The sequence below is a fragment of the Flavonifractor sp. genome (genome assembly GCF_019422385.1).
In the GTDB taxonomy this organism is placed as follows: domain Bacteria; phylum Bacillota; class Clostridia; order Oscillospirales; family Oscillospiraceae; genus Flavonifractor; species Flavonifractor avistercoris.
Window position 1 is genome coordinate 24,671 of sequence record NZ_JAHZDL010000009.1, and the last position, 22,295, is coordinate 46,965.

General features: G+C 65.2%; 21 protein-coding genes and 1 riboswitch. Of the genes, 13 read left to right on the forward strand and 8 right to left on the reverse strand.

Going from position 1 to position 22,295, the window contains the following annotated elements; translation table 11 throughout:
- Nucleotides 1-49: 49 nt before the first annotated feature.
- The 7 genes from purF to QZ378_RS02555 form a co-directional block, all read right to left on the reverse strand.
- The gene (purF, locus tag QZ378_RS02525) at nt 50-1,414 is read right to left on the reverse strand and encodes an amidophosphoribosyltransferase (protein WP_291257203.1); all 1,365 of its coding nucleotides are present in this window, start codon (nt 1,412-1,414) and stop codon (nt 50-52) included.
- 114 nt (nt 1,415-1,528) lie between these two features.
- Nucleotides 1,529-2,137 carry a class I SAM-dependent methyltransferase gene (locus QZ378_RS02530; protein ID WP_291257204.1) on the reverse strand — a complete coding sequence of 203 codons (609 nt, stop codon included), beginning with the start codon at nt 2,135-2,137 and terminating at the stop codon, nt 1,529-1,531.
- A 102-nt stretch (nt 2,138-2,239) separates the two neighbouring features.
- The gene (locus QZ378_RS02535) at nt 2,240-2,815 is read right to left on the reverse strand and encodes a TetR/AcrR family transcriptional regulator (protein WP_291257205.1); all 576 of its coding nucleotides are present in this window, start codon (nt 2,813-2,815) and stop codon (nt 2,240-2,242) included.
- 115 nt (nt 2,816-2,930) lie between these two features.
- Nucleotides 2,931-4,310: a radical SAM protein gene (locus QZ378_RS02540; protein WP_291257206.1), complete on the reverse strand. Its 1,380-nt coding sequence runs from the start codon at nt 4,308-4,310 to the stop codon at nt 2,931-2,933.
- Between the two features lie 262 nt (nt 4,311-4,572).
- Nucleotides 4,573-7,089, reverse strand: coding sequence for a M56 family metallopeptidase (locus QZ378_RS02545; RefSeq protein WP_291257207.1), 2,517 nt, complete (start codon nt 7,087-7,089; stop codon nt 4,573-4,575).
- A gap of 1 nt (nt 7,090) precedes the next feature.
- Nucleotides 7,091-7,471: a BlaI/MecI/CopY family transcriptional regulator gene (locus QZ378_RS02550; RefSeq protein ID WP_291257208.1), complete on the reverse strand. Its 381-nt coding sequence runs from the start codon at nt 7,469-7,471 to the stop codon at nt 7,091-7,093.
- Nucleotides 7,472-7,845: 374 nt separating this feature from the next.
- Nucleotides 7,846-8,343: an SLOG family protein gene (locus QZ378_RS02555; protein ID WP_291257209.1), complete on the reverse strand. Its 498-nt coding sequence runs from the start codon at nt 8,341-8,343 to the stop codon at nt 7,846-7,848.
- A 138-nt stretch (nt 8,344-8,481) separates the two neighbouring features.
- A riboswitch (FMN riboswitch) is annotated at nt 8,482-8,618 on the forward strand.
- A gap of 86 nt (nt 8,619-8,704) precedes the next feature.
- Here QZ378_RS02555 and QZ378_RS02560 point away from each other — a divergent pair.
- Complete coding sequence (locus QZ378_RS02560; RefSeq protein WP_291257210.1) at nt 8,705-9,292, forward strand: ECF transporter S component; 588 nt, start codon at nt 8,705-8,707, stop codon at nt 9,290-9,292.
- A 257-nt stretch (nt 9,293-9,549) separates the two neighbouring features.
- Here the strand turns inward: QZ378_RS02560 and QZ378_RS02565 are convergent, their stop codons facing one another.
- Entirely contained in the window at nt 9,550-10,323 is a 774-nt protein-coding gene (locus tag QZ378_RS02565) for a hypothetical protein (protein WP_191528172.1), read from the reverse strand.
- A 188-nt stretch (nt 10,324-10,511) separates the two neighbouring features.
- Here QZ378_RS02565 and QZ378_RS02570 point away from each other — a divergent pair, with 188 nt between their 5' ends.
- The 12 genes from QZ378_RS02570 to QZ378_RS02625 all read left to right on the forward strand — a co-directional run.
- Nucleotides 10,512-11,564, forward strand: coding sequence for an FAD:protein FMN transferase (locus QZ378_RS02570; RefSeq protein WP_291257211.1), 1,053 nt, complete (start codon nt 10,512-10,514; stop codon nt 11,562-11,564).
- A complete protein-coding gene (locus QZ378_RS02575; protein ID WP_191528170.1) occupies nt 11,545-11,943 on the forward strand; it encodes a NusG domain II-containing protein in 399 nt (132 codons plus the stop codon). Before QZ378_RS02570 ends, QZ378_RS02575 begins: the two co-directional genes overlap by 20 nt.
- 38 nt (nt 11,944-11,981) lie before the next feature.
- On the forward strand, nt 11,982-12,497 hold the full coding sequence (locus QZ378_RS02580) for a Gx transporter family protein (protein ID WP_191378814.1): 516 nt from the start codon (nt 11,982-11,984) through the stop codon (nt 12,495-12,497).
- A gap of 88 nt (nt 12,498-12,585) precedes the next feature.
- Nucleotides 12,586-13,842 (forward strand): polysaccharide deacetylase family protein, encoded by a 1,257-nt coding sequence (locus QZ378_RS02585; RefSeq protein WP_191378815.1) that lies wholly within the window; start codon nt 12,586-12,588, stop codon nt 13,840-13,842.
- A 125-nt stretch (nt 13,843-13,967) separates the two neighbouring features.
- Complete coding sequence (locus tag QZ378_RS02590) at nt 13,968-15,176, forward strand: MFS transporter (protein WP_291257212.1); 1,209 nt, start codon at nt 13,968-13,970, stop codon at nt 15,174-15,176.
- 83 nt (nt 15,177-15,259) lie between these two features.
- A complete protein-coding gene (locus QZ378_RS02595; protein ID WP_291257217.1) occupies nt 15,260-15,655 on the forward strand; it encodes a cytidine deaminase in 396 nt (131 codons plus the stop codon).
- Nucleotides 15,656-15,737: 82 nt separating this feature from the next.
- Nucleotides 15,738-16,382, forward strand: a complete 645-nt coding sequence (locus tag QZ378_RS02600; RefSeq protein ID WP_291257213.1) for a TetR/AcrR family transcriptional regulator — start codon at nt 15,738-15,740, stop codon at nt 16,380-16,382.
- A 94-nt stretch (nt 16,383-16,476) separates the two neighbouring features.
- On the forward strand, nt 16,477-17,760 hold the full coding sequence (locus QZ378_RS02605; RefSeq protein WP_291257214.1) for an MFS transporter: 1,284 nt from the start codon (nt 16,477-16,479) through the stop codon (nt 17,758-17,760).
- Between the two features lie 11 nt (nt 17,761-17,771).
- Nucleotides 17,772-18,935: a DUF362 domain-containing protein gene (locus QZ378_RS02610; protein ID WP_291257215.1), complete on the forward strand. Its 1,164-nt coding sequence runs from the start codon at nt 17,772-17,774 to the stop codon at nt 18,933-18,935.
- Between the two features lie 65 nt (nt 18,936-19,000).
- Nucleotides 19,001-19,204, forward strand: coding sequence for a DUF378 domain-containing protein (locus tag QZ378_RS02615; RefSeq protein WP_087239344.1), 204 nt, complete (start codon nt 19,001-19,003; stop codon nt 19,202-19,204).
- A gap of 319 nt (nt 19,205-19,523) precedes the next feature.
- Entirely contained in the window at nt 19,524-19,787 is a 264-nt protein-coding gene (locus tag QZ378_RS02620) for a metal-sensing transcriptional repressor (protein ID WP_191528165.1), read from the forward strand.
- A 28-nt stretch (nt 19,788-19,815) separates the two neighbouring features.
- On the forward strand, nt 19,816-22,295 hold a 2,480-nt coding region (locus tag QZ378_RS02625), incomplete at its 3' end, for a heavy metal translocating P-type ATPase (RefSeq protein ID WP_291257216.1).

Sequence of the window (22,295 nt, forward strand, 5' to 3'; positions counted from 1 at the left end):
CGGCCGGCAAAAAATGCCCGGACGGAAATCCGTCCGGGCATTTTGACATTCAGGTGGCAATGGGATAGGCGCCGGTGAAGCAGCCGTCGCAGAAGCCGCAGGCGGCGTCAGGGGCGATCTGGTGCAGGGCCTCCAGGCTGAGGAAGCCCAGGCTGTCCGCGCCGATCAGCGCCCGGATCTCCTCCACCGAGTAGCGGCAGGCGATCAGGCTGTCCTTGTCTGGGATGTCGGTGCCGAAGTAGCAGGGGGCGATGAAGGGGGGCGCGGAGGAGCGCATGTGCACCTCCCTGGCCCCGGCCTCCCGCAGGAGGGTGACAATCTGCCGGGAGGTAGTGCCCCGGACGATGGAGTCGTCGATCATCACCACCCGTTTGCCCTCCACGCAGCTCTTCAGGGGGCCCAGCTTGATGCGCACCGCCTGCTCCCGGCTCTGCTGGCCGGGGGTGATGAAGGTGCGGCCGATGTAGCGGTTCTTCACCAGGCCCACGCCGTAGGGGATGCCGGACTCCTGGGCGTAGCCCATGGCGGCATCCAGGCCGGAGTCGGGCACGCCGATCACCACGTCGGCCTCCACCGGGTGCTCTTTCGCCAGGAAGCGGCCCGCGTTGCGCCGGGCCTCGTGGACCGACTGGCCGCAGAGCACCGAGTCGGGCCGGGCGAAGTAGATGTACTCGAAGATGCACAGGTGGCTGGAGGCCGCCGCGCAGTTCTCCCTGATGGAGCGCACCTCCCCGTTGTGAACCACCACGATCTCGCCGGGCTCCAGCTCCCGCTCGAAGGCTGCCCCCACCGCGTTGAGGGCGCAGGTCTCGGAGGCGAACACCACCGCGTCCCCCCGGCGGCCCATGCACAGGGGCCGGAAGCCCCAGGGATCCCGGGCGGCGATGAGCTTCTGGGGGGACATGACGATGAGGGAGTAGGCTCCCCGCAGGCCCTTCAGCGCCTGGCACACCGCCTCCTCCGCCGAGCCGCAGCGCAGCCGCTCCTGGGCGATGGCGTAGGCGATCAGCTCCGAGTCGGTGGTGGTCTGGAAGATGGCCCCCCGGTATTCAAAGGAGGTGCGCAGCTCCGCCGTGTTTACCAGGTTGCCGTTGTGGGCCACCGCCAGGGTGCCCTTGACGTACTTCAGGGTCAGGGGCTGGGCGTTCTCCCGGCGGACGCCGCCGGTGGTGGAGTAGCGCACGTGGCCCACCGCCAGGGTGCCCCCCAGCTCGTCCAGCTTCTGGGCATCGAACACCTCCCCCACCAGGCCCAGATCCTTGTGGAAGCGCAGCTCCAGCCCCTGCATGGTGGCGATGCCGCAGGCCTCCTGCCCCCGGTGCTGGAGGGCGTAGAGTCCGTAATAGGTGGTGCGGGCGCATCCGCCGGCCGGGTCATAGACGCCGAACACGCCGCATTCTTCGTGGATTGCCATGGAAATTCACCGCTTTGCTCTAGGATTTGGAATAAAAAAAGTGTATCACGTCTCCTTTCGCCGCACAATTGTGAAATTTGCAGGCATTTTCTCCATTTTTATCCAAAATTCCGGCTATTTTACCCCCCAGGCCACCAGGGCGGTGGGGCTGACCCGGCGGCACTCCACCCCGTGGAAGGCGGTGGACAGCAGCTCCTCCAGCTCCCTGGCGCTGTAGATGCGCACATCCCCCTCGCGGGACAGGGGGAGCAGCAGGTTGGTCACCGTCCGCACCCCCGCCGGGGAGGTGCACTCCCCCAGCAGCAGGATCCCGCCGGGCTGGAGCACCCGGGCGAACTGGGCCAGCACGGCCCTGGGATTGGGGTAGTGGTGGAAGGAGTCGCAGCAGAGCACCACGTCGAAGGCCCCGTCGGCGAAGGGCAGGCGCTCCGCGTCCCCCCGCACCAGCTCCACCCCCTCCCCCAGCTTGTGCCGGGCCATGGAGAGCATCTCCGCCGACAGATCCAGCCCGGTGCGGGTTGTCTCCGGGAACCGCTCCCCCACCATCCGCAGCAGCTCCCCGGTGCCGCAGCCCACGTCCAGCACCCGGCGGCGGGGGAGCTGGGCCAGCTGGGAGAGCAGGATGGGGTACAGGCCCCGGGCGTGGCTGCCGAAACTGGCGGTGTCGTAGGTGGGGGCCTGCCGGTCAAAAGCCCGGCGGGAGTTCTCCTTGTAATCTTGCATGGTTGTCCATCCCTTCGTTGAATTCTAGTCATTGAATATAGTTCACTCGTGTGGGGTGAGAGGGCCCCGGCGGGTCTCCCCGGCCGGGGCGGATGGGGGGATTCAGTTCTCCGGCTCCAGAATCCGGTCGGCGCAGCGGCGGAGCAGCGCCACCCGTGTCTCCAGGGGCGTGCCGCTCTCCCCCAGCAGGCCGATCTGCCCGTGGAGCAGGTAGCTGGCCGTCAGCTCCGGGTGCTCCAGGCGCAGCTCCCCCCGGGCGCAGGCGTCGGAGAGCTCCTCCGCCACGTGGGGCACCAGGTACTCGCAGATGCGCAGGTTGAGCTCCGTGTGGAAGGACTGGCTGCCCGGCCGGTGGTAGAAGGCCCGGTGGCGGGCGGTGTCCTCCATCCGGAGGACCAGTTCCGCCATGTCGTCCAGCCGCTGGCGGATGGTGCGGCTCCGGTCGTGGATGATGGGCAGGCCGGCGGCGCAGCACTCCTTCACATACTGCTCCATGGCCTCCTGAAACAGCACCCGCTTGGAGTCAAAGTACCGGTAGCACAGGCCCTGCACCACCCCCATGCGCCTGGCGATGTCCGCCATGGAGGTGTCCTCGTACCCCTTCTCCGCGAACAGCTCCATGGCCGTGTCCAGAATCTCCTGCCGCCGCACCTCCGGCGGCTTGGATATACGCGCCATTGTTCTCACCTCGGCCCCAGTCTACCACGCCAGTGAAAATAAGTCAATGACTTTTATTCATTCATGGCAGGAAAAGCCGCCCGCACGGATTCCGTGCGGGCGGACAGCAGGTATTTTACTGCTTCTCAGAGGCGCAGGCGGTGCAGCCGCCGCAGCCGGGGTGGGACTGGCTCCACAGCTTCTCGGCGGTGGGCGTCCAGTTGTCGGCGTAGGGGTGGGTCTTGGCGGTCAGGTGCTCCACCGTCTCGGGGGACTGGGGATCGGTGGAGTGGGCGCCGGTCTCGTTGACCATCTTCTCGATGAACTCCGGGTTCTCCAGCATGGGGCAGGGACGGAGCATGTTCTCGTTGAAGGGCTGGTTGTCATGGTAGGCCATGAACATGGGGGACTGGAGGCACTCCAGCAGGGTCTTCTCCCGGATGTTGGAGTCGGAGTAGTGGATGAACACGCAGGGATCCACGTCGCCGTTGGCGTTGATGTGCAGGTAGCGGCGGCCGCCGGCGATGCACCCGCCCACGTACTCGGCGTCGTTCTGGAAGTCCATGGCGAAGATGCCCTTGGTCTGGCGCATGGCGCGGATGCGGTGGTAGATCTCCTCCCGCTGCTCGGGGTTGGGCATCAGCTCGGGGGCGGCGTCGTTGCCCACGGGCATGTAGTGGAAGAACCAGATGAAGTAGGCACCCAGATCGATGATCTTGTCGTAGAACTCCTCGCTGGTGATGTCCTTGTAGTTGACGCTGGTGTAGCAGGCGGAGATGCCGAAGGGCAGGTGGTGGCTCTTCAGCAGGGCCATGGCGTCGGTGACCTTCTTGTATACGCCCTGGCCGCGGCGGGAGTCGTTGGCCTCCTCAAAGCCCTCCAGGGAGATGGCGGGGACAAAGTTACCCACCCGCAGCATATCCTGGCAGAACTCCTCGTCGATCAGGGTGGCGTTGGTGAAGGACAGGAAGGCCGCGTCGCTGTGCTTCTCGCACAGGGCGATCAGATCCTTCTTGCGCACCAGGGGCTCGCCGCCGGTGTAGATGTAGAGGTAGATGCCCAGCTCCTTACCCTGGGTGATGATGGAGTCGATCTCATCAAAGGTCAGGTTCAGCTTGTTGCCGTACTCGGCGGCCCAGCAGCCGGTGCAGTGCAGGTTGCAGGCGGAGGTGGGATCCAGCAGAATGGCCCAGGGGATGTTGCAGCCGTACTTCTTGCGGTTCTCCTCCTGCTTGGGCCAGCCCACCAGGTTGGCGTTCACAAAGAAGTTGTTGAACAGGGTCTTGAGCACGTTGGGATCCGTCTGAGTCCAGACCTTCTCAATCAGCTGATGCCAGCAGGAGTTTTCGTCGTTGATCACGTTGTCGAAGGCCTGGCGCTGGGTGGCCAGCGTCTCAGGGCCGGCAAACTTGTTCACCAGCTCCATCACCTTGGCCATGTTGTTCATGGGATCCTTATCCAGGTAGTCGAACACCTTGGCCAGACCGTAGCGTTTCAGGCTGTCAGGAATCTTCATCTTGTCTTTCCCCTTTCGCGGCATTGCAATACCTTTCATTGTGGCTATGATACCGCGCATCCTTCGGAAGTGAAATAGACAAAATCCGCTTCCTGTCAAAACTTCAGACAAAAACGGCAGTTTGCTTAAAATTGGGCTTGTTTGCAGCTTGTCCGTTTGTTTATTTTTTATATTATATTATGTGATTTATAAAATTATATCAGGAGCCTCATCCTGTATGCCAAGGCGGGAGTATCTCACATCCTGCTCCCTTCCACTGGGTTTATAGGTCAATCACGTCCGCCTCTTCCGTGCCATCTCCGTGGACAATCGTCACGTGCAATGCGTTTCTGTCCTCTGAAAAAGCCAGATCATAAATGTAAGCATCTTCTGCCAGATCATATGATTTTATCATTCGCCCATCGTATGCGTAGACATCCGACCAAAAAGAGTATACCGCTGTTGTGATGTCGTCGTTGTACCAGGTCAGATGATTCCCCTGCAAATTGGCCTCAAAAGACTTGCTGGCAGTATCAAATATACAGTATGCGCCATTTTTCGGCCCAACATGGCACTCTACCACAATTTTATCACCCACGGGAACGGCGGATACGATGCCAGTCGCTGCCTTGATGCGGGAAGTGATGTCCCAGCTCTGGTTCCCACAAGAAAATGTGGTTCCATTGAAAGAAAAGTCCGGCTTATCCGAAGGGAGCACCGGCAGACCGTCGTTAAAAGAGAGGATCAGCCGGTGCTGGAAGTCCTCATACAGAGCATTATACCGGCTGCGCACCTCCCGGGTCGCCTGCTGGAGGGCGGGCAGCGGGACCTGATAGCCATAGCTGTACACATAGCACCCAGGCCTGCAGCCCAGCAGGGTGTCCCGGTCAGTGACGGCCTCCAGGGGCTCGTCCAGGAAGCTCACCTGGGCAATTCCTCCCGTCTCCGGCCCCAGGGCCGCGCAGTAGAAGATGACGCTGTCCTCTCCCTCCTGACAGGCTCCATATTCCTTCCAGCTGCCTGGCAGGGTGAGGGTGAGTCCCCGGGCCTCATTTTCGTAGACCAGCGCATCCCCGCGGATCCCGTTGGCCTCCCGGTATCCCGCCAGGAGATCCACTGTCCCCTCAAAGCCCAGAAAGTCGCTGTCCGGCTGTGCTGTGCAATAGGCGTCCAGGGAGAGCTGGGTGATTTCCTCCCACTGTTCCGGCGGGATCTCCAGAATGTAGGTCTCGCCCGGCGTCCACTCGGCATCCTCCATATAGTGGAGGCTGATGCCTCCCAGTTCCGCCGTCTCCGCCTGGCCGGAAATCTGTACCCGCCAGAGCTCCTCCGGCAGATCCAGTTTGGGAAGGGTGAAGGTCACGGTGCCCTCGTCATAGGTCATGCTGCCCTCCAGAGCGTCCATGGCGGCATCGGCGGCCATCCGGTTCCACTCACCAATATCCTCGGCCGGCAGGCCGTTGGCCGTCCGCCAGAGGGCCAGCAGGTCGATGGTGCGTCCCAGCCGCGCGGCGGTATAGGTGCCCGTGCCGTAGGCCTGGGGCGGGCACGCCTCCAGGGTCAGCTCGGTGACTGTCTGCCACACCTCTGTTGTCATCCCTACCGCGTAGCCCTGCCCCGCCTTCCACGCCTCGTTCTCAAAGTAATGCAGGCTGACCACGCCTTCCTCCGTCTCCGACAAGCCGCTGACAGTGATCTCCCACAGATCCTCCGGGCCGCAGTGCTTCGGGACGGTGAAGGAAATGCGGTCGCCCTCCACCGCGATGCTGTCCTCCAGGGCGTCCAGGGCCTCCTCGGGGGTGAGCTTTGCCTGCTCACAGGCTACCAGGGAGGTACACAGCAGGGCGCAGGCCAGGGCGATGCACACCAGGGCGGCGCTGTTGCGCTTTTTGCGGAACAGGTTGCCCAGGCGGGCTTTCAGCTGTCCCTTGCCGCCGCCGAACTGGGTGGACAGGGGCATCCGCCCCCCGGTGGCGGTGCGCAGGAGCACCGAGCCGTACCGGCGGCAGAATGCCTCGTCCCTCCCCCGCACCACCGCGTCGTCGCAGCACAGCTCCAGGCTGCGGCCCGCCTCCCGGCCCATCCACCACACCAGGGGGTTGAACCAGTGGACGGTGCGGGCCAGGAGCAGCAGGGCCTGATAGGCCACGTCGCGGCGCTTCAGGTGGGTGAGCTCGTGGCGGAGCACCACCTCCAGCGCCTCCTCCGGCAACTGCCCCTCCGGCAGCAGAAGAACCGGCCGGGCCAGCCCCAGCACCATGGGGGAGGCCGCGTCCGCCGTGCGGAGCAGGGGCGGCGCCCGCCGCACCCCCAGCCCGGCGGCCAGGGCCGCCAGGAGGGCGGTCTCCTCCTCTGAGCCGGGCTCCGCGTCCCGGAGCAGCTTCCGCCGGGCCAGGGCGTAGCCCGCCCCCTGATACACCAGCAGGGCCGCTACGCCGCCCAGCCACAGCCAGGTTCCCAACTGCGTCCAGGAGAAGGTGCGCCCCGCCTCCGGCGCAGCGGGCGCGGGTTCCGCGGCCCCGGCGGATTGGGGAACATCGGACACCGCCGCCTCCGCCCGGGGCCGCACCGCGGCGGGCACGGTTACCGCCTGGGAGGGGGGCAGCTCCACCGTCACCGCCGGCTCCGGCAGGATGAGCTGGACGGGGAGCACCAGCCGGACGGCCAGCACCAGCCACAGCACATAGAAGGTGCGCCCGGCGTAGCGGTGGTGCAGCCGGGGGGCCAGCGCCAGCAGGGGCAGCAGCACCAGCGACGCCGTCAGGGACAGGGTGAGCACCCGCAGGAACAGGTTTTCCATACTACCCCTCCTTTTTCAGGGTGTCCAGATAGTCCTCCAGCTCCTTCACATCCTCCGGCGACAGGGCGCCCCCGTCGTAGAGGGCGGCGGCGAACCGCTTCAGCGACCCGGCGTACAGCTTGTCCAGCACCGTGCGGCCCTCCTGCTTCTCATAGTCCGCCCGGGAGATCAGCGGGAAGTAGCGGTTGGTTCTTCCCTCCTTCCGGCAGGCCAGAACCCCCTTGTCCTCCAGCCGCTTGAGATAGCTGTGCAGGGCGCTGGCCGTCAGGGGACGGGCCAGCCCCTCCAGGATGCCCGGGGCCGTGGCCCCCTCCTCTCCGGCCTCCCACACCGCCAGCATGATATCCAGCTCCGACTCGGGCAGCCGTCCGTCCCGCTTCATGGCCGTCCCTCCTTTTTCTGCATTTGCAAATCTTTCTGCTTTTATTCTACATTTGCAGAAGATAACTGTCAAGATGTTTTCTGCATTTGCAGAAAATTCAGGCTGAAAAAGGGCGCACCTCCGGTGCGCCCCTCAAGCTGTCGAAAAACCTTCCGTGAGAAAAAGCCTCGCAGAGTTCCTGCGGCCGCAGCCGCAGGAATCAAATCGAAATCCGTCATTTCCGGGGACAGGTGCCTCGGAAATGACACTTCTCATGGCGGAAGGGGTGACTTTTTCGCAAGAAAACGAACCTCTTCCGCCATGTGGCCTTTCTCGAAAAAGCGGCAGAGGCGCTTTTTCGAGACGCTAAAGGGCGCACCTCCGGTGCGCCCCTGCTATACCTCCAGGATGACGGTCTCCAGCCCCCGCTTCATGGCGTAGGACAGGGTGTACATGGTGCCTCCCAGCATCCCGTCATACACCGCAATGAGCATGGACGAGTGGTCTACCAGATACCGGTTGCGCCGGAGCATGCAGCCCTTATCGTAGTGGTGCTGCAGCATGGTCTCTCCGTCGCACCGCTCCACCAGGGAAAACCAGCGCTCCCGCTCCCGCTCGCTCCAGCGGGCGGCCTGCTCCTCACAGGGGATCACCGCCTCCAGCGTCACGCCGCTCCGCCGCTCCCGCAGCTCCAGCACCGCGTCGCAGAAGTAGAAGTCCGCCCCCCGGGCCATGCCGCACAGGAAGTGCCGCATCCCCCGGTCATAGGCGTCCTCCACCGCCGCCGCCAGCCGCTCCTTCAGCGCCAGGCAGCGGGGGTCTCTCTCATCCCTACGCCAGGGCAGCTTCTCCGGCCGGTGGCCGGTAAAGCTGCATGTCGTCTCTCGATTCATACCGCTCCCCCGTCTCTGATTTTCTCTCATTGTAGTATATCCCGAAAGGCAAGTCAATGGTCGTCGAACATTTGTTTGTAAAAATTGTGCTTGCAATTTGGGGCAGAGTGTGTATAATGGTGTTGGAACAACTGAATGAGATGTCTTCAGGGCAGGGTGAAAATCCCGATCGGCGGTACAGTCCGCGAGCCGGCAACGGCAGATCCGGTGCAACTCCGGAACCGACAGTGACGCGCACAGACACGGGCGCGAAGTCTGGATGAAAGAAGATGTGTTGAAATTGGGCACGCTCCTTTTGATTTTGACACCTGGAAGGCATGGGTCTTTCAGGTGTTACCAGATCAAAAAGGAGTGTTTTGTTATGTCTGAAAAGTCGGCACGCATCAAAAAGCTGGTTCTGCTGGCCATGTTCACCGCCATTGCAGCCGTTTTGATCACACTGGTGCACTTCCCCCTTTTCCCCTCCGCCGCGTTTCTCCAGTATGACCCCGCCGACGTGCCCATCCTGATTGCCGCCTTCGCCTTCGGCCCGGTGGCCGGCCTGATCGTCACGGTGCTGGCCTCCTTCATCCAGGCCTTCTTCCTGGGGGGTGACGGCATCTACGGCTTCCTGATGCACGTGATCGCTACCGGCATCTTGGTCATGGTTGCCAGCACCATCTACCGGAAGTTCCACACCCGCCCCGGCGCGGTGGTGGGCCTGGTGCTGGGCACCATCGCTATGGGCGTGGGCATGATGATCGCCAATCACTTCATCACCCCCTTCTACATGGGCGTACCCACTGAGATGGTGGACGCCATGCTGGTGACTGTAATTCTCCCCTTCAACCTGCTCAAGGCGGGCATCAACTCCGCCATCACCTTCCTGGTGTACAAGGCCGTGTCCAGGTACATCATCCACGGTGAGGGCCATGTCCGGGGCAGCGAGAAGGCCGCCGGCGAGATCTAACTAACGGTAGATAAGAAGAGCGCCTCCCCGTGGGGAGGCGCTCTTCTGCGCGGATCAGGCTGTGCCTGTTTTCCCCTGCGGGCAGGACGTCTCAGCTTTCGGCGGGACAGGCATCCGCTTAATAAGGCTCTCACGCCGGAGCCTGCTCCTATTCCGGCCCGCGTGCTCAAAATTCTCCGATAGCAGATTTGCTGCTACTGCTTCTGCCTGCAAAAAACCGGCGGACCGCACAGCGGTCCGCCGGTTTCGGTCTGGTATCACATGAGGCGCACAGTGTAGTACACGGCCAGGATCAGCAGCCAAGCCACCAGCACGCCGTACAGCAGGGTCAGGGCCCCCAGCACCAGGGCCGCGATCACCACCACGGCCACCACGGCGCAGGTCACATAGAGCAGGACGTAATTGGCGCTCTTGGGCAGGATTTCCACCCACTTGCCGCCCAGCTTCAGCTTACCCCCGGCGGTCTGCATGATACAAAACACCACCACAGCGCCCACCAGAACCACGCCCAGCACAATGGCATAGGTGTAAGCGATTTCCGGGAAACTCACCCGGTAGGGTACCACCTTCACGCCCAGAATGCCCAGGGCGCTGAGGACGGCGGCAAAGAAGAATTCCCGCTGGTAGAGGTAGTAGATCAGCGCCAGCACCGCCACGGCGGGCACCGCCACATAGAGCAGGCGGATACCGCTCTCGTCAAAGACGCGGATGATCACCGCGCAGGCCGCCAGAGCCAAGACAATGATGGCCAGCGCGGCGGAGAGGCCGGCATGCTTCCCCGACTTGCGGGCCTTCACGGCCCAAATCAGCAGCAACACAAAACAGATGGGCAGGGCGATCGCCAGACCGGTAAACACGCTGCGCAGTGCGACAGCCAGCTGGATCTGCGCCGGAGTATAATGGGAGTAGACCTGATTGAGCAGAAGCAGCAGGGCCTCCAGCACCACAGCCCCCACAATCCACCATAGGGCCTTGGTTAAAATCGCGTCCTCCTGCTTGGCGCGCTGAATCTGTTGTTCTTTCTTGTTCATGTATCCATCTCCTGTGGCTGGGCGCCCGGTCTGAAATTGCCACGCATGGACGCCACCAAGTCATCAATCTTCTTTATTCTAGCAGAAAATCCGCTGCTTTGCAAGCAGAGATTCGTTTTCTCTTTTCACTGTCCGAAAACTATGGTAGAATACCCTTGATCAAACCTGTGGTTATTAAGGAGTATGCCATGAAACACCGGATTTCTTCCCTCCTTTTGACGGGTATTTTTTTGCTGTGCGCCGGCTGCGCCGGGCCGGCGGCCTCCGGGCAAGAGGAGCCCGCCTCCCTGCAGTTTTTTTCCATGGACACGGTGATGAGCGTCACTGCCTACGGCGAACAGGGTCAAACGGGCGTCCAGGCCGCCCGGGAGGCGGTGAACCGGCTGGACGGCCTGCTCTCCCGCACCGATCCGGACAGCCAGATCTCCCGGCTCAACGCCCACGCCGGGGACGGCACGGCGGTGGAGGTGGAGCCCGACGTGGCGGAGCTGCTCTCCTTCGCCCAGTCCGTCTCCCAGCAGCTGCCCGGCGACTTTGACATCACCATCGCCCCGGTCATGGACGCCTGGGGCTTCACCACCGAGGAGCGGCACGTGCCCTCGGCGGAGACCCTCTCCGCCGCCCTGACTCTGGTGGACAGCACCCAGTTGGAGGTGGACGGGGATACCTCCACGGCCCGGCTGCTCCAGGCGGGCATGGAGGTGGATCTGGGCGCCGTGGCCAAGGGCTTCGCCGCCGGGGAGGCGGAGGAGGCCCTCCGGGCCGCCGGCGTGGAGCGGGCCACCATCGACCTGGGGGGCAATGTGACCGTGATCGGCACCCGGCCCGACGGCGATCCCTGGCGGGTTGCGGTGAAGGATCCCCGGAACACCGACGGCTACCTGTGCATCCTGGAGCTGGAGGACGTGACCCTGTCCACCTCCGGCGGGTATGAGCGGTATTTTGAGGAGGACGGCGTGCGCTACCACCACATCATCGACCCCAAGACCGGCTATCCGGCGGACTCCGGCCTGCTGTCCGTCACGGTGGTCACGGCCAACCACGTGCTGGCCGACGCCTTGTCCACCGCTCTGTTTGTGGCGGGGCCGGAGGAGGCCCTGGACTTCTGGCGGAGCCGGGACGACTTCGAGCTGGTGCTGTGCACCGATGACGACCGCATCATCGTCACCCAGGGGCTGGAGGATGCTTTCCAGCTTTACGACCAGGACGGAGGCTACACCTATGAGATCGCCCGCCGCTGACCGCAGCCGCCCCACCCTGTGGGACGGGCTGCTGGCCCTGCTGGTGGCCGCCGCCGCCGTGGCCCTGCTCTTTTTTCTCCGGCCGGCGGAGAGCAACTTTTTGACCGCCTCCGTCGTCTTAGAGGGTGAGCTTATCGCCGAGTACGATCTGTCCGCCCTCACCGGCCCGGTGACCATCACGCTGGAGCAGACCGACTACCCCCTGACCATCCGGCTGGAGCCCGGCCGCGTCTGCATCGGGGAGAGCGCCTGCCCCAGCCAGGACTGCGTCCACACCGGCTGGATCAGCCGGGCGGGGGAGCAGATCATCTGCCTGCCCAACCGGCTGGTGATCTCCCTCACCGGAGGCCAACAGGAGTTTGACGCCGTGACCGGCTGAAAAGTTCCCTCATTTTTGGAAAAAGGAGGTGTCTCCCCTTGTCGTCCCCCCTGCGGCGGCTGACCCGCTGCGCGGTGCTCACCGCCCTGGCCCTGGCCCTCTCGGTGGCGGAGGGGCTGGTGCCCCTGACCATTCTCTTCCCCCTGCCCGGCCTTCGGCTGGGCCTGGCCAACCTGGTAACCACCTACGCCCTGTGCCGCCTGTCCGGGCGAGAGGCCCTGCTCATCCTGGTCTCCCGGTGCCTGCTGGGGGCCCTGCTGGGGGGCAACCTGATGGCCCTGGCCTTCTCCCTCACCGGCGGGCTGCTGGCCCTGGCTGTCATGGCCGCCCTGGTGCGCTGTCCCTTCCTGTCCCTGTTCGGCGTGTCCATCGCCGGGGCCGCCGCCCACAACACCGGGCAGATCCTGGCCGCCATGGCGGTGCTGGGCTCCCGGGCCCCCCTGGTATACCTGCCCCCCCTGCTGCTGTGCTCCCTGGTCACCGGCGCGGTGACCGGCGCCGCCTCCACCCTGCTGGTCCACCGGGTCCCGCTTTTTGGCGACATAAAATCGTAAGAATTTTGTCACCCTTTTGTTGTTTCCTTTCCCCGTATCCCGTCGTAAGATAGACCTATAGAGAAAACATGCAGGAGGAACCCTACCTATGAAACGGATACTCACGAGAGCCGCCGCCCTGGCGCTGGCGTGCGCCCTGATGCTCCCTCTGGCCGCCTGCGGCGGCGGCACGGAGGAGCCCGCCGACAACACCCCCGTGGCCGTGGCCACCCCCACGCCCACCCCCACGCCGGAGCCCGACCCCTATGAGGCGGTGCGCACCTACTGGAGCGAGGAGCAGCTCACCCAGGCCTGGGGCCCCGATCAGGTGGTGGAGCACCTATTCTTCCACCCGGTGATCGCCTACCCCGAGTTCGCCTTCTCCGACGCGGTGCCCCAGGATCGGCAGGAGGGCCTGGACGACTGGATGGTGACGGCGGACGAGTTCAAGAAGATCCTCCAGAGCGTCTATGACAAGGGCTACATCCTGGTGAACATGGGGGATGTGTGGAGCGAGGTCACCGGCGAGGACGGCGTCAAGCGCATGGAGCGCAACACCCTCATGCTCCCCGAGGGCAAGAAGCCCCTGGTTATCTCCTTTGACGACGTGAACTACTACGACTACATGCTGGCCGAGGGCTTCACCTCCAAGCTGGTGCTGGGGGAGGACGGCCAGATCTGGGCCGAGTGCACCGACCCCTTCACCAAGGAGACCTTCCTCACCCAGGAGCTGGACGCCACCCCCATTCTGGATCAGTTCGTGCTGGAGCACCCCGACTTCTCCCTCAACGGGGCCAAGGCCATCTTCTCCCTGACGGGCTATCAGGGCATCCTGGGCTACCGCACCCAGAACGACATCGACATCGCCGCCGACGACCCCGCCCGCCCCGCCTTTGACGCCAGGCGGCAGGCGGAGATCGAGGCGGTCAAGCCGGTGATTGAGCGCCTCAAGGAGACGGGCTGGACTTTCGGCTCCCACACCTGGGGGCACATCCGCCTGGACAGCCGGCCCCTGGAATCCATCCAGCGGGACACCGTCCGCTGGCAGGAGGAGGTGGGGAGCCTGGTGGGTCCCACCAACATCCTCTTCTACCCCCACGGCGGCCGGCCCGACGGGGACGACTGGCACTCCACCGGCCCCGCCTTCCAGTACCTCCAGAGCCAGGGCTTCCGCATCTTCGCCAGCGTGGGCATCAACTCCTTCTCCTATATCAAGAAGGACATCTCCGCCGTCATCTGCGACCGGCTCCACCCAGACGGCACCACCCTGCGCAACGGCAAGGCCCTGGAGTGGTACAAGCAGTTCTACGACGCCCGGGAGATCATCGACTTGGACGTGCGGCCCGATCTGGGCGTCACCTGGTAAGTTCCGTCCCCCTTGGCGCCCTGCCCGGCCTTCCGCCGGGCAGGGCGCCTTTTTCTCTTGACATTCCGCCGGCGGCGTGGTACCATAGCTATCCTTTACCGCGGCTGGGAAAGGAATGAGTGTCTATGATCCCTCACTGGAAGCAGAAATTCGTCCTCCTCTGGACGGGGCAGGCCCTGTCCATCCTCAGCAGCATGGTCTCCCAGTACGCCCTGATCTGGTATCTGACCGATCTCACCGGCTCCCCCGCCGTGCTCTCTCTGGCCACCATGGCGGCCATGGTGCCCCAGGGGGTGCTCTCCCTGTTCACCGGGGCCTTTGCCGACCGCTTTGACCGGCGGATCATCATGATGATCTCCGACGGGGCCATCGGAATCATCTCTTTGGCGCTGGCCGCCCTGGCCTTCGCCGGGCCGCTGCCGGTGGCCCCCATCCTGGTGGTGGCCGCCCTGCGCAGCGTGGGCGGCGCTTTCCATTCTCCCTGCATCCAGGCTGTCACCCCCCTGATCGCGCCCCCCGAGTCCCTGACCCGGTGCGCCGGGTGGAGCCAGGGCATCCAGACCGTGTCCATGCTCCTCTCCCCCGCCCTGGCCAGCGTGCTCTACGCCCACGTGCCCCTGGCCTGGATCCTCCTGCTGGACACCCTGGGGGCGGTGTTTGCCATCGGCGGGGTGCTGCTGGCCCGCCTGCCCGTCCTCCGGGCCGGGGCGCACAGGGCGCCCCTCCGGCTGTGGCAGGACACCAGGGAGGGGTTGGCGGTGCTCCGCTCCCACCGCTGGCTGTGGGAGCTCACCCTGATCTGCGCCCTGTTTTCCGTGGCCTTCCTGCCCGTGTCCGCCCTGTTCCCCCTGATGAGCATGGACTACTTCGGCGGGGACTCCGCCTCCGCCGCCCTGGTGGAGACCCTGTTCTCCGCCGGGATGCTGCTGGGCTCGGTGATCCTGGGCCTGTGGGGCGGAACCCGGGACAAGATCCTCACCATGACGGCGGCGGTGCTGGGCCTGGGGCTGACCCTGGTGCTCTCCGGCCTGCTGCCCCCCGGCGGCTTCCGGGCCTTCGCGGCGCTGTCCGGGCTGATGGGCCTGTCCGCCCCCTTCTTCAACTCGGTATTCATGGCCCTGATCCAGACCCGGGTGGAGCCGGAGTACCTGGGCCGGGTGCTGGGCCTGACGGGGGCCATCATGACTCTGGCCTCCCCGGTGGGGCTGGGCCTCACCGCCCTGTTCGCCGGGGCCGCCGGGCTCACCGTGTGGTTCCTCCTCTCCGGCGTGGTCACCCTGGCCTGCGGGGGGCTCATGCTCCTCCTCCCCGCCGTGCGCACCTGCTCCCGGTAGTTGCAGGCCATCCAAAAACGTGGTACAATGGGCTTCCAGACCCACTGTACCACGTTTCTGTTTGAAGGGAGGACTTTGGTATGATGACTGATCAGGAGCTGGTGGAGCTGGCCTTCACCATGCTGGAGCGCTCCTATGTGCCCTACTCCCACTTCCCCGTGGGGGCCGCCCTGGAGTGCGCCGACGGCACGGTGTTCACCGGCTGCAACGTGGAGAACGCCGCCTTCGGCTCCACCATCTGCGCCGAGCGCACCGCCCTGGTAAAGGCGGTGAGCGAGGGGCACCGGGACGACCTGGTCCGCCTGGCCGTGGTGGGCAACTCCACCGAGCCCTGCTGGCCCTGCGGCGCCTGCCGCCAGATGCTCTACGAGTTTGCCCCCGAGCTCACCCTGCTGGTGGCGCGAAAGGATCACAGCTTCGTGAAGCTGACCCTGGGGGAGCTGATGCCCCACGGCTTTGGGCCAAAGGGCATGGACTGAACCCGCCCGCCCCTCTTGACAGAGGGGCGGCGCTGTGTTATTTTAAACATACCGACGGTATGTATGAAAAGGAGGGGGCCCCATGGCCCGCAACAAGCATCCCGAGGAGACCGTGGAGAAAATCCTGGACGTGTCCATGCGCCTGTTCAGCGAGAAGGGCTATGAGCACACCACCATCCAGGACATTGTGGACGCCCTGGGCATGTCCAAGGGGGCCATCTACCACCACTTCAAGTCCAAGGAGGACATCATCGACCGCCTCAACGACCGCTACTACGAGGGGCTGGACTGGTTCCCCGACCTGTCCAAGATCCCCGGGGAGAACGGCCTGGAGAAGCTGCGCTACGCCTTCCGCCACTTTCTCACCGACCCGGCCAAGCGGAAGGTGGACCGGCTGGTCATCGGCTACGTGGTGAAGAACCCCAAGATCACCCTGCTCACCCTGGAGTCCACCTTCCGGGACGCCGCCCCCTACGTGGAGAAGATCATCCGCCTGGGCATCGACGACGGCTCCATCCAGGGGGTGGAGTACCCCCACGAGGTGGCGGAGGTGCTCATGCTCCTGACCAACGTGTGGACGGGCATGTTCGCCGGCAGCCGGGAGGAGTTTGCCCGCAAGCTCCGCTTCAGCGCCGAGTTTCTGAAGCGCTTCGGCCTGCCCGTGCTGGACGAACAGCTCCAGGCCGATGCCCTCAGCTACTACGACCAGGTGATTGAGACCCTCTGACCCTCCGCGCCCCCCACCGCCCTCCCGGCGAGGGCGGTTTTTCCGGGCACAATACATACCAACCGTCGGTATTAAAATGAAAGGAGCTCTTTCCATGAAGTCAGCCCGCCTGTTCTCCCGCGACTTCACCCTCATGGTGATCGGACAGATCATCTCCCTCCTGGGCAACGCCGTCCTCCGCTTCGCCCTCCCCCTCCAGGTGCTGGACGCCACCGGCTCCGCCGCCGCCTTCGGCGGGGTGCTGGCCCTGTCCATGGTGCCGGTGCTCCTCTGCTCCCCCCTGGGGGGCGTGCTGGCCGACCGGGTGCCCCGGCAGAGGATCATGTGGGGCCTGGACTTCTCCACCGCCGCCCTGGCGGCGGGCTACGGCCTGCTGTTCGCCCGGGGACACTCGGTGGCGGCGGTGGGGGGCATGATGGTGCTTCTCTCCGCCATTCAGGCCCTCTACCAGCCCGCCGTCCAGGCCAGCATCCCCGTTTTGGCTGCGGAGGAACATCTCCCCGCCGCCAACGGGGTGGTGGCCCAGGTACAGGCCCTGTCCAGCCTGCTGGGCCCCATCCTGGGCGGGATGCTCTACGGCTGGGTGGGGCTGGCCCCCATCGTGTGGGTGGGGGCGGCCTGCTTTTTCGGCTCGGCGGTGATGGAGCTGTTCCTCCGCATCCCCTTCCGGCGGCGGGGGGACGGCGGCGCGCCCCTGGCCGCCCTGGGCCGGGATCTCCGGGACGCGGGGGTCTTTCTGGTACGGGAGCAGCCCGGTCTGCTGCGGGTGCTGGCCCTCATCGCCCTCATCAACCTGTTCCTCTCCGCCCTGTTCCTCGTGGGCCTGCCCTACCTCATCAAGATCACTCTGGGCCTGTCCTCCCAGCTGTACAGCTTCGCCGAGGCGGCCCTGAGCCTGGGCTCCATCCTGGGGGGTATGCTCTCCGGCGCGGCCCTGGGGCGGACGGGGCTGCGGGGTGCCTGGCGCTTCCTGCTGGGCACCGCCCTCTCCCTCCTCCCCATCACCCTGGCCCTGGTGCTGGGCCTCCCGCCGCTGGCGGCCTACGGGGTGATCCTGGCCGCCGTGCTGGCGGGCATGGCCTGCGCCATGCTGTTTACCGTGGCCGCCCAGACCTACCTCCAGCGGGCCACGCCGCCCCACCTGCTGGGCAAGGTGGCCGCCTTCGTCTCCGCCATCTCCACCTGCGCCATGCCCCTGGGGCAGGCCCTGTACGGCGTGCTGTTCGAGGCCTTCCAGGCCCGGGTCTGGGTGGTGGTGCTCCTGGGCCTGGGGGCCAGTCTGGCGGTGGCCCTGACCGCCGCCCCCGCCCTGAGAAAGCTCCCCGGCCTTGACGAAGCCCCCTCCGGCGGGTATACTGAGGAAAGTTTGAACCCCTAGGAGGTCATTTCATGGAAGAAACTCAGGTCTACGCGGCGTCCTGCCCGGACTACGAGCAGGCGGAGGCGTGCATCCGCGCCCTGGTGGAGCAGATGGGCGGCATGGGCCGGTTTGTCCGCCCCGGGGAGCGGATCGTCCTCAAGGCCAACCTGCTCCGGGCCGCCCCGCCGGAGAGCGCTATCTGCACCCACCCGGCGGTGGTGGAGGCGGTAGCCAGGCTGGTGAAGGAGGCGGGGGGCACGCCGGTGATCTGCGACAGCCCCGGCGGCGCCCTGCACAAGGAGTCCGTGCTCCGCAGTCTGTACGAGAAAACCGGCATGGCGGCGGCCGCCGCGGCCGCCGGGGCGGAGCTGTCCATGGATTCCTCCACCCGCACCGTGTCCCTGCCGGAGGGGAAGGTGCTCCGCCAGGCAGAGATCATCACCCCCGTGGCGGAGGCCGATGGGGTGATCGACCTGTGCAAGATGAAAACCCACGTGCTCATGAGCATGACGGGGGCGGTGAAGAACCTGTTCGGGGTGATCCCCGGCCTGTCCAAGGTGGGCTACCACGCCACCCACCCGGATCACGAGACCTTTGCCGACGTGTTGCTGGATCTGACCGGGTATGTGAAGCCCCGGCTCAGCCTGATGGACGGCATCCTGGCCATGGAAGGGGACGGCCCCGGCTCCTCCGGCACCCCCCGGCAGGCGGGGCTGCTGCTGGCCTCGGCCAACCCCCTGGCCCTGGACACCGCCGCCGGGGCCATCATGAACCTGCCCCGGAAGGACAACCCGGTGCTGCTGGCCGCGGAGCGGCGGGGCCTCACCCCCTGCCGCATGGAGGACGTGGAGCTCATCGGCGGCACGGTGGAGGAGCTGCGCATGGCGGACTACAAATTCCCCGCCAGCACCAAGTCCAATCTCATGGACTTCCTGGGCCCTCTGGCCCGCCCGGCGGAAAGGCTCTGCAAGAAGGCCCTCTCCCAGACGCCCAGGATCGACGGTGCCAAATGCGTGGGCTGCGGCATCTGCGCCAAGTCCTGCCCCGGCCAGGCCATCGCCATGACCGCCCCGGGGAAAAAGGCCCGCATCAGCCAGAATGCCTGCATCCACTGCTACTGCTGCCACGAGCTGTGCCCCCAGAAGGCCGTGGAGCTGCACCAGAGCTGGCTGGGGCGGCTTCTGACAAAATAAGCGCATAAATTTTGCGCACATGGAAATGCTAACGGCGTATCTCAATGTGAGGAGGAAGCGTTTCCATGTTTTTAGATAAGATTGCTCTGATTCTCGCCATCATCGGCGGGCTCAACTGGGGCAGCATCGGCATCTTCCGGTTTGACATCGTGGCCGCCCTGTTCGGCGGCCAGGACAGCATGGTCAGCCGGATCATCTACACCCTGGTGGGCCTGGCCGCCATCTGGTGTATTTCCCTGCTGTTCCGGGACACCAGGGGCAAGGAATAAATCCCCGGCGGGGCCCTCTGCGGAGGGCCCCGCCGCGTGTCGAAAAAGTCTTTTCGACACGCGGCTGAACTTTTTGAAACTTCAAAAAGTTTCAAAAAGTTGTTTGATCCAACGCGAAAGGGAACCCTGACGGTTCCCTTTCACACTATCCCTCCCTCCGAATCCTTCAGCGGGAGGGTTTCTTGACAGCCTGGGCGGGGCCCTCGCGGAGGGCCCCGCTCTTTTGCTTTCCGGTTAGCTGCCACAAATTTCTTCCGCAGGGGGCTTGACATTGGTTTGCCGTCGGTCTATACTACACCCCAGGGGGGTGTTAAGTACCATGATGGCAGATGAGAAAAAAATCCTCCGCCTGTTGAAAACCGCCCGGGGACAGATGGACGGCATCATCCGGATGGTGGAGGAAAACCGCTACTGCATCGATATTTCCCAGCAGCTCATGGCCACCGAGGCCATCCTCAACCGGGCCAATAAGGAGATCCTCTCCGCCCACCTGAAGCACTGCGTCCGGGAGGCCGCCAGTGAGGAGGAGCGGAGTCAGAAGATCGACGAGTTTGTGACCACCCTGGGACACATCCTGAAGTGAGTCCCGCCGCTTAGAAAGAAGCATCCGTATGAAACAGAAATTCAACGTAACCGGCATGACCTGTACTGCGTGCTCCGCCCATGTGGAGAAGGCTGTGAACGGGGTGCCCGGCGTGGAGAGCTGCAATGTGAACCTGCTGGGCAGCTCCATGCTGGTGGAGTACACCGATCAGACCAATGCCGAGCAGATCATCCACGCGGTGGAGGAGGCGGGCTACGGCGCCTCCCTCCCCGCCCCGGCGGGCCAGGCGGCCCCGGCCGCCGCCGCCCGCCCCACCGACACCATGGCGGAGGAGGCCGCCGGCATGAAGCGCCGCTTCCTCACCTCCCTGGTGTTCCTGGTTCCCCTGTTCTATATCGCCATGGGCCACATGATGGGCTGGCCCCTGCCCGCCTTCTTCCACCAGCCGTCCAACGCCCTGGTGGTGGCGTTTATCCAGTTCCTGCTCACCCTGCCCATCATGTTCATCAACCGGAAATACTACACCGTGGGCTTCAAGACCCTGTGGCACCGTTCCCCCAACATGGACTCCCTGATCGCCCTGGGCTCCGCCGCCGCCGTGGTATACGGCGTGGCGGCCCTGTTCCTCATCGCCTGGAACCTGGGCCGGGCGGCCTACGGCGTGGGGGACACCGCCGCAGCCCTGGCCCACGTGGAGCACTGGTCTATGGATCTGTACTTCGAGTCCGCCGGCATGATCCTCACCCTGATCACCCTGGGCAAGTGGCTGGAGACCCGCTCCAAGGGCAAGACCAGCGAGGCCATCACCCGGCTGATGGATCTGGCCCCCAAGACGGCCATGGTGCTGCGGGACGGCCAGGAGGTGGAGCTGCCTGTGGAGGACGTGGTGGTGGGCGATCTGATCGTGGTACGCCCCGGCGGCCGCATCCCGGTGGACGGGGTGGTCACCGAGGGCGCCTCCTCGGTGGATGAGTCCGCCCTCACCGGCGAGAGCCTGCCGGTGGAGAAGCTCCCCGGCCACAAGGTGGCCGCCGCCTCCATCAACAAGTCCGGCTCCTTCACCTTCCGGGCCACCCGGGTGGGTGAGGACACCACCCTGGCCCAGATGATCCGCCTGGTGGACGAGGCGGCCTCCTCCAAGGCCCCCATCGCCAAGCTGGCCGACAAGGTGGCTGGGGTGTTCGTGCCCACCGTCATCGGCATTGCCATCGTCACCGCCATCGTGTGGCTCATCGCCACCGGCGGCGACGTGACCCGGGCCCTCACCGCCGGCGTGGCGGTGCTGGTGATCTCCTGCCCCTGCGCCCTGGGCCTGGCCACCCCGGTGGCCATCATGGTGGGCACCGGCAAGGGCGCGGAGAACGGCATCCTGATCAAATCCGCCGAGGCCCTGGAGACCCTGCACACCGTCAAGACGGTGGTGCTGGACAAGACGGGCACCCTGACCCAGGGCAAGCCGGTGGTCACCGACTGCCGCCCGGCCCCCGGCGTCACCGAGGAGGAGCTGCTCTGCGTGGCCGCCTCCCTGGAGAAGCCGTCGGAGCACCCCCTGGCCGAGGCCATCACCGCCGAGGCGGAGGCCCGGAACATCCCCCTGGCCCCCATCGAGGACTTCCTGGCCACCCCCGGCCGGGGCATCCAGGGCACCCTCCACGGCGAGGCCGTGCTGGCGGGCAACGCCGTCATGCTGGCCGAGGCGGGCGTCTCCCTGGGCGGCTTTGAGGCTGCGGCGGAGGAGCTGGCCCAGGCGGGCAAGACCCCGCTGTACTTCGCCGAGGGCGGCAGGCTCCTGGGCGTGGTGGCCGTGGCCGACACCCCCAAGCCCACCAGCGCCGCCGCCGTACAGGCCTTCAAGGACATGGGCATCGACGTGGTCATGCTCACCGGCGACAACCGGCGCACCGCCGAGGCGGTGGGCCGCCAGCTGGGGGTGACCCGTGTGGTGGCCGAGGTGCTGCCCCAGGACAAGGAAAAGACCGTGGCGGAGCTGCAGGCCCAGGGCCAGCGGGTGGCCATGGTGGGCGACGGCATCAACGACGCCCCCGCCCTGGCCCGGGCCGACGTGGGCATCGCCATCGGTGCTGGCACCGATGTGGCCATCGAGTCCGCCGACGTGGTGCTGATGAAGAGCGATCTGCTGGACGCGGTCACCGCCGTGCAGCTGTCCAAGAAGGTGATCCGCAACATCAAGGAGAACCTGTTCTGGGCCTTCATCTACAACATCATCGGCATACCCCTGGCCGCCGGGGTGTGGTACCCCCTGTTCCACATCCAGCTCTCCCCCATGTTCGGCGCGGCGGCCATGAGCCTGTCCTCCGTGTGCGTGGTGTCCAACGCCCTGCGCCTCAAGTTCTTCCGCCCGGTGCGGCCGGAGGTCCCCTCCCCCGCCCCGGTGAAAGATATGCCCCGGGAAATTCCCGAATCTGATGAAACGAAAGGAACGAGTACCATGACCAAGGTGATGAACATCAACGGCATGATGTGCGCCCACTGCCAGGCCCACGTGGAAAAGGCCCTCAACGCCATCGACGGCGTGGAGGCCAAGGT